The 13,688-nt window shown below is 60.4% G+C and carries 9 protein-coding genes; 3 read left to right on the top strand and 6 right to left on the bottom strand.

Translation table 11 applies throughout. The features are described from left to right. Window positions 1–218 precede the first annotated feature (218 nt). Genes mobF through DFR39_RS12900 form a run of 4 tightly spaced genes read right to left on the bottom strand, consistent with a single transcriptional unit; the run spans window position 219 to window position 4,802 of the window. Entirely contained in the window at window positions 219–2,846 is a 2,628-nt protein-coding gene (gene mobF / locus DFR39_RS12915) for a MobF family relaxase (RefSeq protein ID WP_162849524.1), read from the bottom strand. Continuing rightward, window positions 2,840–4,114, bottom strand: coding sequence for a type IV secretion system DNA-binding domain-containing protein (locus DFR39_RS12910; protein WP_133603983.1), 1,275 nt, complete (start codon window positions 4,112–4,114; stop codon window positions 2,840–2,842). The genes mobF and DFR39_RS12910 overlap by 7 nt, the downstream gene beginning before the upstream one ends. Next, window positions 4,111–4,446 carry a hypothetical protein gene (locus DFR39_RS12905; RefSeq protein ID WP_133603982.1) on the bottom strand — a complete coding sequence of 112 codons (336 nt, stop codon included), beginning with the start codon at window positions 4,444–4,446 and terminating at the stop codon, window positions 4,111–4,113. The genes DFR39_RS12910 and DFR39_RS12905 overlap by 4 nt, the downstream gene beginning before the upstream one ends. Further along, on the bottom strand, window positions 4,443–4,802 hold the full coding sequence (locus DFR39_RS12900; RefSeq protein ID WP_162849523.1) for a plasmid mobilization protein: 360 nt from the start codon (window positions 4,800–4,802) through the stop codon (window positions 4,443–4,445). Before DFR39_RS12900 ends, DFR39_RS12905 begins: the two co-directional genes overlap by 4 nt. A gap of 1,171 nt (window positions 4,803–5,973) precedes the next feature. Here DFR39_RS12900 and DFR39_RS12890 point away from each other — a divergent pair. Next, complete coding sequence (locus DFR39_RS12890; protein WP_162849522.1) at window positions 5,974–7,059, top strand: DNA-methyltransferase; 1,086 nt, start codon at window positions 5,974–5,976, stop codon at window positions 7,057–7,059. Here the strand turns inward: DFR39_RS12890 and DFR39_RS12885 are convergent. Together DFR39_RS12885 and DFR39_RS12880 are read right to left on the bottom strand one after the other, a co-directional pair. Next, window positions 7,044–8,663, bottom strand: coding sequence for a hypothetical protein (locus tag DFR39_RS12885; RefSeq protein ID WP_133603978.1), 1,620 nt, complete (start codon window positions 8,661–8,663; stop codon window positions 7,044–7,046). The genes DFR39_RS12890 and DFR39_RS12885 overlap by 16 nt on opposite strands. A gap of 13 nt (window positions 8,664–8,676) precedes the next feature. Further along, window positions 8,677–10,506 (bottom strand): AAA family ATPase, encoded by a 1,830-nt coding sequence (locus DFR39_RS12880; RefSeq protein ID WP_133603977.1) that lies wholly within the window; start codon window positions 10,504–10,506, stop codon window positions 8,677–8,679. Window positions 10,507–11,377: 871 nt separating this feature from the next. On the opposite strand from DFR39_RS12880, the gene DFR39_RS12875 reads away from it, so the two are divergent. Together DFR39_RS12875 and DFR39_RS12870 are read left to right on the top strand one after the other, a co-directional pair. Continuing rightward, a complete protein-coding gene (locus DFR39_RS12875) occupies window positions 11,378–11,707 on the top strand; it encodes a hypothetical protein (RefSeq protein ID WP_133603976.1) in 330 nt (109 codons plus the stop codon). A gap of 142 nt (window positions 11,708–11,849) precedes the next feature. Continuing rightward, complete coding sequence (locus DFR39_RS12870) at window positions 11,850–13,679, top strand: nucleoside triphosphate hydrolase (protein ID WP_133603975.1); 1,830 nt, start codon at window positions 11,850–11,852, stop codon at window positions 13,677–13,679. Window positions 13,680–13,688 lie beyond the last annotated feature (9 nt).

Genomic DNA, 13,688 nt, shown 5'->3' with positions numbered 1-13,688 from the left:
GACCGGGGGTAGCAAAGGGCAACCGCCGCAGGCCGGACAGGGGCACACCCCGTCTGCACGCCAGGAAGATGGGGAGGGCCGGCCGAAGGGCACGCGACAGCGGGCGAACGGTTGCGCGACGCGAGGGGAGACCCCTTAGAGGCAGGCGAGGCGCCCGCAGGCGCCTCGCTCCCCGATGCGCACGGCGTCAAAGACGCGCCGCGCACCGAACATTCAGCTCACAAGCTCATGCCAGGTCGCGAGTTGCGAGACAGGTCTAACGCCGCGTGTTTGATGTCCAAGCGCGACATCGCTCGCGGCAGTAGTTCCCGGTCGTCCGTATAGAGAGTTACCGCGTTACGCGCCCGACTGATGGCGACGTAGTACAGCGACTGATTTGCCGTCGCGCTGGACACGTCCGCGTCCACAAGCACGCGGTCGCATGTCTGCCCCTGCGCCGCATGCACAGTAGTGCAGTACGCATGGTCCAGCCGCAGTGGCTGCTTCAAGTCCAGCGTCAGCACCTGCCCTGCATCGACGCGCAGTTCAAGCCGGCCTGCCGCCTTGTCCACGGCCTCAACCGTGCCGGTCTCCCCGTTCACCACGCCCCGTGTGTAGTCATTAGCAGTGAAGCGCACGCGGTCGCCCACAGTGAGCTCTCTGTCTTCGAGTCGATGAACCGCGACATGGGGCATCGCAGTCGGACGCCACTGCACCAGCTCGCCGTCCTTTCTGCGCAGCGTGATACAGCCCGGTTCGGCTTGGACTACTTCGGCGGTATCGCCCCGTCGCAGCCCCAGGCTGTCGTAGTGGCGTAACGCCTCGACGACATCGCCGGCCGTGTAGCTCAGCGAGCTTTGCACTTGAGCGCGCGTCAGGTCGCGGCCCTCCAGGACAGTCGCGGTAACGCCGTCACCGGCCAGCCCCAGGCGCTGGCGCACGAGTTCATTGATAGCTCGGCGAGCGCGGTTCGTGCCGGCCACGGCCAGCGTCTGCGCCCGGTCTTCTGGGAGCCGGCTGGCGTAGTCGCGTGCGATGCGCTGGTAACGCTCGGTGGCGTGAGGCACCTCGGCCACCGTCGCCGCCAGCTTCTTCAGCGAATCCGCAACCTGGCCATCCGCCGCTGCTGCCACGGCGGCGCGCAGGGTCGGGTTCTGCTGCCGAAGGATGTCCGCCATCCGCACAGTCGCCATCCCGTGTTCCTGCAACTGCCTGAAAGGTGCGCCAGCCTCAACTGCTTTGAGCTGCCCCGTGTCGCCCACCAGCACGGCGCGGGCGCCGGCCTGCTCGATGGCAGACAGCACGGCGTGCATATCGCGCAGGCTGACCATGCTCGCCTCATCGAGCACCACCAACGTCTTGTCGTCCAGTGCGCGCCCGCTGGCCAAATAGCCCGCGACGGTCATCGTCTCGAATCCAGCACTTGCCAGCTCGCGCGCCGCAGCGGCTGAGGGCGCCAGCCCCAGCGCGTGGTAGTCGGAGCCGAGGCGTTCGCAGACCGCCCGCAACATGAAGGTCTTGCCGGTGCCGGCCAAGCCCTGGATGCCAACGATGCGGTTATGGGTGGACAGCACCAATTCGGCAGCCTTTCGCTGACCTTCCGTGAGTGAGGCATCCAGCGCTGCCCCCGACGGCGCGGCTGCGTTCGTCGCACTGAACAGTTCGCCCTGAGCAGGTGGGGAGATGGCCGCCGGCAGGGCATCACGCCCGCAGACCTCAATTCTCAGCAGCTCGCGTTCCATCGCCTGCGCTGCGGGCGTGGTGAGCCGCCTCCCGTCTTCCGATGCCACCAGTTCGCCGGCTGCTATGCGGCGACCGATGTCACGTTGCACTTCCTCGAAGCCAACCTGACCTGTGCCGTGTGCCAATGCGACTTGCACAAGTGCCAGGCGCCCAACGATAGCGCTGCGCTCCACTAGGTGCGCCACGGCGTAGTCCACAGCGTCTTGTGCCGCGATGGCCGGGTCCATCGGCAAGGGTACGGACAGCTCGGGCGTCCAGTTGACACCCAGCGCCGCAGCCTTCGCCTGCCAGCCTTCACGCAGGGCAACACGGTCCACCGTCCGGTCCTTCGCACGCCGGGTGCCCAGCGCGGCGATTTCGCGCTCGGCGGCCGAAGCGCTGGCGCGGTCTCGCCCGCGTTCGGCCAGCGCTGCACCAATGTCCCGGCTGCGCGTGCTGAACGCCTCGACCTGGCGCTGGTCGATGTGGGACAGCTCAAAGCGACCATCTTCGTGCGTGCGGCGGATGCGGTAGCCGAGTTCCTGCACGGCGCGGGCAAGCTCGGCGCGGTAGTAGGCGCCCAACAGCTTCTGGCTCTCGTAGAACGGGCGCGCATCCAACGCGCGCATCTGGCCGTCAGCCCGTTGGGTCACGTTGAGCACCACGCAATGCGTGTGAACCTGCGGGTCGGCCTCGCGGCTCAAGTCGTGGTCAAAGCGCGCGGCGACAAGGTTGCCGCTCAGCTCGGCCTGCGTCTCTCCCTCCGTCGTGGTTCGATAGCCTGCCAGGTTGGCTTCGGCAAAGCACAGCGCCGCAGTCACTGCGGCCTGATGTGCATCAAGCAATCGACGGTCGCCGCCGATGAGCGACTGCATGCTGACCGACTTCGGCGCGCTGAAGGTAAGGTCGAGCCCTGCCGTCCTGGGCCCCTCGCCCCCCCGTTGCATAGTCTCACCGTTGGGCAGCTGTCCATCCAGCAGCGCACGGAACTGGCCGGCGTCCACACAGCCTTGCAGGCCCAACGCCGCAGCGCCAGCCCCCCACCAGTCCGACGGCGCCCGCCCTTCTTCGCCGTAGTAGTCGTCTGCCGCTTCGTAGTAGCTGGCCGCTGACTCGGCGGAAACCACTTTTGCCAGCGTCAGCACGCTGCCTCCGCCACAAAGGCATCCATGACCTCCTCGCGGCTGCAAGGCGTTAGCCGCAGCCTCCGCACCGGCTCGTCGCCGGCCATTGCGAGGTAGCCCGCGAGGTTGGGCAGGCTGGCAATCTCGCTCGGCAACACCAGCCGTTCCTGCGCGTGGCGCAGGCTCCGCGACTCGCCGAGCCCGCTCGCGCCGTTGCTGCGGCTGACCTCATAGCGCAGCACGTCGCGTTCGCCGAGCGCACGGGACAACTCGTCAGCGGTCGCGGGGTCGGATTTCGCAATGGCTAGCACCACCAAGTTCCGGAAGCACGCCCGCAGCACCGTCGCAGACTCGCGCCCGTAGAGCCGGTCCAGTTGGGCCGTGCTCTGCAAGCCCGCCACCACTGCAAGGCCGTGTTTGCGGCCCAGCGTCAGACCGGCCTCTAGGCCGTTGAGCTTGCCCAAAGCGGCCAGCTCGTCCAGCACCAACCAGATGCGCCGCGCGGGGTCGGGCGAAAGGGTCAGCACGCCGCTGGTGGCGATGTCGGCCCAACTCGCAAGCAGCGGCGCCAGCGCGGTCTGCATATCCGCGCGCCAAGTCATGAACAAGCTGCCCTGTTCGTTCTCCAGCCAATCCCTCAAGCTGAACGCGCCGGGCTTGATGAACCTATGCGCGGACAAGTGCGCGGTCAGCACGAACCTGGTGCTTGCCAGTGCTTTGTCGGCGCCCTCATCGAAAAGCCCGGCGGCCGACGTGCCGACCAGCAGAGCACCGAGTTCGCGAGCGGGAGCGCTGGTGCACCAGTGCAACAAACGTTCGGTCGATGCCTCTCCGCTGCGCACCAACGCCCGCAGCACCTCTGACAACAGTACCTGCGCGTAGTGGTGCCACGGGGCCGACTCGCCGTGTCCTGCAGGCACGATGCTGCCGGCTAGACGGTCGGCGTCATAGTCAGCGCGCATCTCGTTAAACACACTCCAGCCCTCGCCACGGGTGTCGAACGGGTTCAGGAGTCGGTCGCCATCTCTCGCGAACTGCCGCATGTAGCCACCATTGGGGTCGCAAACGATGACACGCTGACCCCGGTCTCGGATGCCCTCCAAGAGTTCTTCGATGAGCGTTGACTTGCCGGCACCGGTGGTGCCAGCCGCCAGCAGGTGCAGGGTTTCCAGTGCGGCGGGCCACGGGTGCCCGCCCAGCGTCAGGAGCCGATGCCCTGCGGGCATGGGCTCAGGGGTTGCCGCTTGCGCTCGTGCCGAGCGGAAGCGTTCCATGACCTCGCGCATCATTGGTCACTCTCCCACCGGGCGCCGCGCAGGCGCGTGGTGTCAACGTCGGCACGGCGCTTCCAGCGCCGGAACAACCATCCGCCGAAGAGGCTGGCGCCGGCGATGCCCAGCGCGGCGGACATCGCCAGAAGCGTCAGGGCCAGGCGGTCGATGGGCTTGCCCAACAGGGCCAGGCCCAGCACGCGCCAGCCGTCGATGACAGGCTGGCCGAGCCCGCGCTCCCACGCTGCGGTCCAGACCAACGCCGTGAGCACTACGGCGAGGATGCTCCAGACCAACGCGCGGTCAATGGCGGCCAGGATGTGCCGCAGGAATGGGTCGTTCGTCCTCACGCTGCCGCTCCCCGCTGTTGGGTCTGTACGCCAGCGCGGCCCCCGAGCTGTGCCCGCACGCGGGCGAGGATTTGTGCGTCCCGTGCCGCCGCAAGCTCGCGCAACAGAAGCAGGATTTCGCGCTGCTCGATGTCGCTCGGGCCACTGTTGGCGCTGGCTGCCGCAGGGGCAGTCTGTCGGAGCTGCTGCCGCAGGCCGGCCAGTTCAGCGGCCACATCCACGTCCTTGTGCACCGCTGTAACGGCGACTCGCACGTGCTCTGACATGGTCACGCCCTGGGCGTCAGCCCTCTGGCGCAGTGCCTTGTATTCGGCGTCGCTCACGCGCAGCTTGATGAACCTACTGCGCTCGCTCACGGTTGACCTCCGGCACGCAAAACGGCGCAGATACTGGGCGCCAGGGCCGGCGTGCCACAAATGTGGACCGCTTCGCGGCGCGCTGTGGACCAGAAAATCTCAATGCTGGCGCGGGTTTGCGCGCTCGGGGCCCCGCAATCAACGATTGCAGGGGTGTGTATCGTTCCAGGGCTCTGCCTGGGCAGTTTGGGGTGCGTCATATGGCTACTCCATGAAGTTGATGGACGTAGCTGTATAGGCACACAGTTTTATCTGCGCCGAGACACACGGCGGGCCACCGTGCACTAGCCGGAGCCGCCGGGTTCAAGCACGGCCGGCCCCTCCGGCTCGGAACTGGGTCACACCGAAACACGCTGCCTTGCAAGCGCTCAGGCGCCGTTACCGCATGACGGCGTTACCGACACGGGCAAGGCGGTGCCCTGGGCCAAGTCGGATGGCAAACTCCAGGGGACACGAAGAATGACCAACCGGCCAGCCCGCTACACCCCAAACTGAGCCTGCCGCCAGCAGGTCCAGTTGGTGCTTCAGGTCCTGTGACTGCGTGGCGAGATGTTTTGTCAAGCGCGAATCGACCATCATTGGCGATGGCGTTGTGCTAGCCGTGGGTGGAAGCGGGCATCGCTTCAGCGTCCCTCGTGTGGAAGCCGACACACCATCAGGCGTTTGCCAATGCCAAGCGTCACGCAACGTAACTCGGCACGCACCGAGACCTAGCGCTCATCGTCCTCCGAAGCACCCAATGCGAAGGGCGTGCCTAGTAAGTCCCGCGTTTGGCCTGACGGGGCGTGGAGTCAGACCAGGCCAAGGGGAGCCCATGACCCTGTGTCGACAGAAAAGCGTGTGAGCCCAATGTCGTGAAGGAAGCTGGCGACGGTTTCCAATTTGCTGAAGACACGGGTCTGCCCCCGCTGCAACGACAACAAACGCTCCCCTGCCTCAGTGTTGACCACGAGCACGTACCCGCCGGGCACTCCGCGAGCTGTTACGGAAATCACAGCCCCAGCCGACACAAGCTCCTTTAAGACTACTTTTTCCATCAAAACACCCGTTTTGATTTGTCAACACTTGCTTTTTGATTCATCATAGTGCTATTATTACGCAAGTCCTCCCCTTTGGCGCCCTTTCAGGCACAGTGTGGAGTCAGACAATGCATCAGACAGAGCAGCCGAGCATGAGCCTCACGACAACCGAGCACATCGACTACGAAACCGGTACCGGCAAAGGGTCTGTGACGACACATTCGGCGGCGCCGGCAAAGAAGGGCCTGGGGGCCAAGGCCAAGGCGCTTGTGCCGCCTAAGTTCTTCTGCGAACGTGATGGCGCGAAGGCCTCACTCTTGCTCGGTGACTCTCTCTCGGTGTTGAAAACACTCCCCAGCGACGTGTTCAATGTCGCGGTTACCTCGCCCCCATATTTCTGGGCTAGGGACTATGGATACGAGGGGCAAATTGGTCACGAGGACGAACTCGTCGAGTACGTAAATGCATTGGCTAACATCTTTGATGAAGTCAAACGCACGTTGCACCCAGAGGGGGTGTTCTTCCTTAATATCGGTGATACTTTCTACTCTGGAAACGGACAGCCACACGGACAGGACCCGCGCTGCAGTTCTCGTCAATTTATGAGAAAAAAGCTCCGCGCGGTGGACAAGAGCGGCTGGGATATTCCGAAGAAAAGCATGATTGGTGTGCCCTGGAAGCTCGCGTTTGAAATGCAAAGCAGGGGCTGGACACTTCGCAGCGACATCATCTGGAACAGATGCAACGCATTCTCCGAACCGACTGCAAGAGACCGTCCTCACCGGCAGTATGAACATCTATTCATGTTCACGAAGAGTCGTTTCTACAGCTTCGACCGGTCGGCGCTGCCGGAGGAAGACGTCTGGAATATCCCGATTGAACGAAATGTACGCATCGACCACAATGCGGCGTTTCCCAGTGAATTGGTAAAACGCTGCGTCGAGGCCGCATCGCCAGTTGGCGGAAAGGTGCTTGACCCCTTCGTCGGAAGCGGAACTACCGTTGACACTGCTCTGCGCCTGGGTAGGCATGCGGTCGGGATTGACATGAGCTCAATGTATCTACAACAGGTGCAGCAATTTCTGACCAAATCCGGCGCAACGTCAATTCAGGAAGAGTCTTTCTTTACAGCACTTCGGGACGAACCAAAATCTTGGGAGCAGTGGCCTGGGAACAAGATGAACTTTAGAAAGCCGGGAACGCGGCAATCACCGGAAAAGTCTCATGGCGCCGAGTAGAAATCTGATAACTGGGCGATATCTTCTAACGCTCTAAACAAGTTATCGCTGAAACCAGGGAGCGCGGGCGAGTACTCCAGTATCCAAACTCGATATTCTCGCCCGAAGATATCTCCTGCGACCCTCACTGCACCAGAGCCGCTGCCATCCAGCGATGCTGGGATTAGCGGGACGACTATCAAGGCACCGCATGACCCAAATTCATTCAAGTAAGCCTGTACTTCCTTCAGGCTACCAGCGCTGCACGGGTCAAGAAATCCATCTGCAACACGAAATTTTGCATCTACGGGAATAGCGGCACGCTGATAATAGTTGATAACCAAGTCGGGCCTAAAGTTTGATTTGAAGCTTGTTGAATCTCGCCAGCCAGGGAGCAATTCTGAAACCAGCTGGGCACCCCCGGAAGCATTGGGATTTATTACCGTCGAGTCGCCGCATCGAATTTTTGCTTCATGCAGATTTGGTCTTGGCGCTCCTAGACTCAAGGCCTCAGCTACTCCATGCAACACGGCCCATTCAAACAAGTCGAAGTCCCGAAAGCCATCCCGCAACACCCTCGACGTCAAGGTTGTCGCGTCGCTCACAGAAGTCAATCTTAAACACAACCACCAGATACGGAAAACGTTGGTTTTAAGAGCGCGGGCAACTAGGGTATTTGGAGTCTTTGCAAACCAAGACGATATTTTTTCAGCGCTTGCCGTTTGGCCAGTTGCTGAAAATCGCATCAGCGACTGCGATAATTCCCGGACTAATACACTCGCTAATCCAAGCACTTTATCTTGGCTCAGCGCTTCTCTAGCTTGCGCCAATACATGCAGCGGAACGCTGAGGTCTAATCGCCGGCTTAGCTCCGCCCTCGGCAGAACTTTCGCGGGCGTATAGCGAGCACCTCGGAAAATGACTGGTCCATTACAGGACTCCCGCAATATGCTGGGGTGAGAGCGAAGAAACTCTAATGTTTCCTCGATGTCGATATCGACGTCTTCAAGAATGCCGTAATCGTGAACCAAATCGGCCGCATTGGTTTGAGCCAACAGACCGAGGCCCTTCACAAGTTCGTCATGCAGAAGCATCAGGCGCTGAGCGTGCGATAGACCAGGCTCATCGACCAGTCTCATTTGCCTGCTGTCGAATGTTGCCCGATTCCGAGAATTCTTTGGCCGCCCACGAAGATATGTTTCTGCGGCAAGAGCGAGCTCAAGCTCGTTCCACTTGGGTGCGGAGACATATGCGGCCCGCTCCTTTGTCCAAGTCCTATACGCATGCAGACTGACATCGAAGCTGAGACTAAGTCTAGCCCCAACCGTTATCACCAAAGTATGGCGCTCTATATCATCTTCAAGTAAAAACTGGCTAACTACTGCTTCTTCAGAGGTATTAATTGCCTCGCTTGCGTGCCCGTCCCTTATGAAGAGAATCGAACTTTTCCCCGCAATACCAACCAGCTTGAAATGCAAGAGTACATTCGAAGCCCTGAGTGTCAAGTGAATTGGTACGAGAGCATCCCTTTCGAAAATTCTACGCAAGCCAAACTTACCGACTTCGGAAACAATCTTTCCTGTCGAAACTTCTCGCAGCGTTACTAAAACTGAAACGGACGACATGCGGAAAGGCGGATTAGAAGTGCGGTACTACAGTGCCGTATTCTGATGTCTCGGCGAGCGTGCCAGACACGAAATCATAGAACCGGGGAAATGCCGCCTGCAGGTTAGCCACCTGTAAGAGGGCAGCACGCAAGCTAGCACCATCGACGGTCGTCCTTACGCCGGTCAGCGCCGAAATCCCCCCGCACAAAGCCCCATCGACAGCATCCGAAAACGAAGCCGCCCCGAGGGCCCATTCGTTTCCAATGAGAACACATAGTTTTCTTAGTAGCCCGTATGACACACCCAACCCGAACGTGTTCATGCAGCACAATATCGAATGAAGAACTGTCATCGCGGCAACTTCACTATGAAGCGCGGCGACAATATCGGCGCTTCTACTAAATCCTTGCGAGTCAGACGCACACCGCTCCCAAATTCGTTGGGAAACCGTTGAGAACTCAGACACATTCATGCCTGATATAGCTTTTGCGAGCGGATTCGTTATTCGTATGAGAGATGGGCGACGTTTAAATGGCCGCGATTGCTCAACTCGCCCCTCGTCATCTTTCGGACTATTCCCCGTCATGACGATGTATGTGAATGGGGACACGTAACGCAAACCATCTCGTCCAATCGATATTTTCGATGAATCGTCTCTAGGGTCTGTCGAAAGAGAGTCTAAGGAAGTCTGGAGTCGGGCCAGTAACACTTCGATATCTTTTCGATTGGCCTCGTCGAGAATTATCAAGTTTACTTGGTTGCGGACTGAAGCATCACTCAACCTTTCTTCGGCATTTAGCAACGAACGCCCATCAATCTCCGCAGTAAGCACCCCAGGAATCCAACCGCCGTCAAGCCCAGTAAACCCGACCAAGGTACTTTCAGTCGACTTATCAGTAATTTCAGATTCAATACAAAAGAAACGAGTGGCCTCCAACTCTTGGTTGAAGGCCATTTTCACTATCCTCGCCAAGGTCGATTTTCCCGTCCCGGGGTCGCCGAGCAAGAAGACACGCTTAGTACCGGAAAGCCCACTCACCACCAACCGGGAGAGCTCCGTTCGTTCTTGTGCGGAGAGCCCCTCATATCCACGTTGAATCTCAGTTTCCAGCGCGACTCGAATCCGTTGCCAGAAATTCACATCAAGCGGCTCAACAACGACGCTTGGTATTAGTGCCCGTTGATAATCTAGATTTGTAGGTCGCTGCGCAAGGAAGTCCACTGGCCAAGGCAGAGCTGGGTTCTGTAGCGAAAATCGGCCGCGATACGCCAAGGGGAAATCGTTACCACCAAGGAATGTCGTCTTAAAATTCCCCCAGAGCTCTGACCACGAATTGACTGCATCAGGAATTTCGCGGAATGCAAATAGCCAGATAAGCAGCATTTCAAATCTAAAGCTGACAGGCAAACCAGCCTCGAACGCCGGTTGAAAAGCGGCAGTAAGTCGGAATGAACTTCTTGTATTCGGCTGCTTTTCCAGCTGACCACGATTAATCATCGCCTCGTAGCCGTTCCTAGAATATCCGCTTCCCCACAGAACAACTTTTTGATGCACCAGATAGTCAGCACCTGGTATGGGAATTCCGGTTGAGTCAAGCACTTTGCCTTTACTTTGAAGCTCGCTGAATTTCGGACGAAGGGAGTTCCCCCCGCTCCGCATCTGCAAGCCAATCAGTGCACCAGAAAAGAAGTTGTCAAGATAGACGTCAGGACTTCCAAGAACATTCAGAGGCTTGTACTCTGGTGCCAAGTCGACCTGATTCGAGGCGAACACCAGTGGTGGAATTACCCATTTGCTGTCAAAGGCGCTTAAGTGCTCTACAGCGGCTTTTATTTGAGGAATGCTGAAGTATTTCGGCAAAGCTCTTGCTCCCGTTCAATATCGACCAAGCTAGCGCCCCCAAGCTTACCTTGGATTTGCTATTGTCGAAGCGGCCCGCTTTGTCAATCTGCGTGCTGGACCACGCCGCAAGATTGGGGCAAGGCTAGCAGCCGCAGCAATTCAAGGCGCACCTAGCCACACCGGTCGGCACGTTCCCTAGCGTGCCGCAGCCCCTCCCCCAAACAGTCGCGAGAGCAGCGCCAACGGACTCGCTTGAAGTGGGAGCAGTGCACAGCTCATCGCAGCCTCGGTGAGCACAGCTGACTGGCATCCTTCCTAACGCAAGGCGTTCAGCCCAAGCCGGTGGATAAGACGCGCGCTGCCTTGTCGGCACGCCACACCCATGATGCTCGACGGTCGCGACTGCCTACGACTATTTGAGCGGGCCCGGGGCGGCATCAGGGCGCGCGGGCACCCAGTTCACAGGAGTGCGTGTCCCCTTGTGTGTGAAGATGCATCGTGCCCCCTTATTGACGATAGCAGCGTCTGCGTCGACCGTCTCCCCAGTGGCGTCTGGAAGGCGGTCGCACAGAACGGTTGGCCAGCGGCGCGTGAACTTCTTCACGCACGCCGTTTGGCCGGACCGCAAAAGTCCTGCTAGAGTTTCAGCATGGCGTAAACGAACTATCCATCAGCGCAATAAAACTCAGCGCAAGAGCACGACGGACCCCCACCTTACCGGTGGTGCGCGGTTGTCGTGCTCTTTAACATTTTGCGCCTTACGGCATGTCTCGGGGTCGACGCGTTGGAATAGTTTCCGCCTCGCCCGGGGCTGGCGCCGCCCCCCTCCATACCAAATTCATCGAACTGTTGGCGATAGGTCAAGACAGTTCGCATTACCTATTCAAAAATGAAAAGCAAAGTTCAAATGATGCAGGACCCCACTATTTTTGCTGTCCTGCAAATTATTTATAAGCTCTCCCCTGCCCTGTTGGCCAGTGTTCAGCCTGAGACGGTCGCACATGGCAACGACGAGGAATTCGACCTAATCGACCGAGTCAGGTCAGGTACGGCGACTGCCGTCGGCGACGCATTGCTGCCCGGTGACGGCAAGCTGACCGCCGACCAAGTGGAAAGCGTCTTCGAGCTCTTTGCCGAGGAAATTGAGGACTACCTCGAATTTTCGATGATGAACACGTGCCGGTGGACTCTGCTGGAGACGTGCGAAGCACAGCATTGAGACACCGCGCTACCGGTTCATTGACACAGTAATTGCTGCTCTGGCGACCTGATGCCGACAGCCAACATGCGCCACGAGGCGCTTTTTTTTCGTCTACTCGCCAGCAGCCAAAGGGCTCCTGGCACAAAAAAACGAATACCAAATGCAAAACAACGTTCTGTCCGTCCTGTTCGGCAATGGCAACAAGGCCGCCAAGTCCGAACCCAACAGCACCAATTTCACCTACTCCGTCGCCGAGATTGCCCGCCACGAAGGCGGGTTCGATGTCGCCGGCTTCAACCTCGACGGCAGCTATCGAATCCTGTCGCGCAAGACCGGCCAGATTGTTGACCTCGGCGCTAAGCAGCTCGACGAGGCCACCCTGTTCGCCAAGCTCGGCGTGGCCTACTGCCGCGAGCACTTCAGCGTCACCGACCCCAAGACCAAGAAGCGCAGCTTCGCAGCGGATATCCTGGCCGACAAAATCCGCCACGAGTGCGACGCCTTCGGGCTGGCAAAGCCCGAGGCCGTTCGCGGCCCCGGGCTGTATCTGGACGGCGAACGCCTGGTCGTCAACTACGGCAACGCGGTCTACGACGAGAGCGGCGCCCCCATCGACACGACGCCCAGCCATTCGCGCGTGTATGTCTCGGGGCCGAGCATCGGCTTCGAGCCCGACACGCCGTGCGCCACGGTAGCCGACATTCATCTGCTGGAAGCGACCTTCGAGTCCTTCGGGTTCGAACAGGCCTGGGGCGCGAAGGCTTCGATGGGCTGGTACGCCAGCGCGGCGATGGGTGCGGTTCTTCCGAACAGCCCCAGCCTCATCGTGACCGCCGAGAAGGGCGCGGGCAAGACCACCTGGGCTGACCTGCAAACGGCACTGCTGGGCCAGCAGGCCGTGCGACGTGACGGCGTTCCCACCGTGGCCCAAGCCCTGAACGCCGTTCAAGAGAGTTCCAAGGCGATGATTTGCGATGAGTTCGAGCCCCTGAAGGTCAGCAAGTCGCAGATGGACAAGCTGGCCGAGGTGTTCAACAGCGGCTTCACAAAGGCGCCGGGCAAAGGCAAGTTCACGCGCGTCTACGGTGGAGTCCTGCGCTACCTCAACCCGCCGGCGGGTGTCGCCATGTGCGGCATCAACCTGCCCGAACTCGACGACGCGCTGGAAAGCCGCTCGGTTCGCCTGTCGCTGGTCCGCAAGGACCGAGCGGGCCAGCCGAAGAGCCCTCTGCTCAACAACCTGAACGGCGACCTGGCGCGAGAGCTTGGCGCCCGCGCTCGCCGGCTGCTGGTGCAACGTCAACAATTGCTGCGCGATGCGCGAGCGGCCGTGCATCAGATGCTGCAAGACATCGGGCACACGGACCGAATGGCGGACACGTTCAGCCCGATGCTGGCCGGCTACATCGCGCTCAAACACGACGCGATGCCGGCGCGGCATGCTCTGGCCGCGCTCATTGCCGAGTTCGGATTGAGCGAGACCAAGGCGGACGAGAAGGAGTCTCCCAGCGAAGCCTGCCTGAACGTGCTGTTCGACCGGAAGTTCGTCCTGCACGCCGAGAAGGACGGCGCGAAGGTCAAGAGCCATGTGCGTATCCGCGATGCCGTCCGCCTGCTGGCCGCTCTCAAGGGCGACAAGGCCGCACGCCGGCCGATTGAGACTCAGTTGGAGATGCTGGGCGTGCGCACCATCATGGATACCGACACCGGGCGCTGGACGCTGGCCGTGGCCTCGTCCCAGCACCACCTGGGCGTGCGTCAACTGTTCCAGGGCACTGCCTGGGCACGCGGCGGCTGGAAGGACGCGCTGTTGCGACTGACCGGCTCTGCCAAGGGCCAGGCCCGCATCGCCGGGGACAGCATCAAGGTCGTGTTCGTCAATCTGCCGAACTCGGTTGTCCTGCCCAGCTATGACGACGAAGACGAACAGGCGGCAACTGTGCCTGCGGCCCGCGAAGTCGGCGCGGTGCGCGGCGAGTGGGTGAAGTGAAAAGCCGTG

The sequence above is a fragment of the Roseateles asaccharophilus genome (genome assembly GCF_004362405.1).
Lineage (GTDB): Bacteria > Pseudomonadota > Gammaproteobacteria > Burkholderiales > Burkholderiaceae_C > Kinneretia > Kinneretia asaccharophila.
Note: the sequence above shows the minus strand (reverse complement) of the source record. Positions and strands in the feature narration are given on the sequence as shown.

Coding starts and splice junctions, on each gene's coding strand:
- DFR39_RS12910 (WP_133603983.1), bottom strand. CDS start 4,114: ATGATGCGCGAGGTCATGGAACGCTTCCGCTCGGCACGAGCGCAAGCG.
- DFR39_RS12890 (WP_162849522.1), top strand. CDS start 5,974: ATGAGCCTCACGACAACCGAGCACATCGACTACGAAACCGGTACCGGC.
- DFR39_RS12885 (WP_133603978.1), bottom strand. CDS start 8,663: ATGTCGTCCGTTTCAGTTTTAGTAACGCTGCGAGAAGTTTCGACAGGA.
- DFR39_RS12875 (WP_133603976.1), top strand. CDS start 11,378: ATGAAAAGCAAAGTTCAAATGATGCAGGACCCCACTATTTTTGCTGTC.
- DFR39_RS12870 (WP_133603975.1), top strand. CDS start 11,850: ATGCAAAACAACGTTCTGTCCGTCCTGTTCGGCAATGGCAACAAGGCC.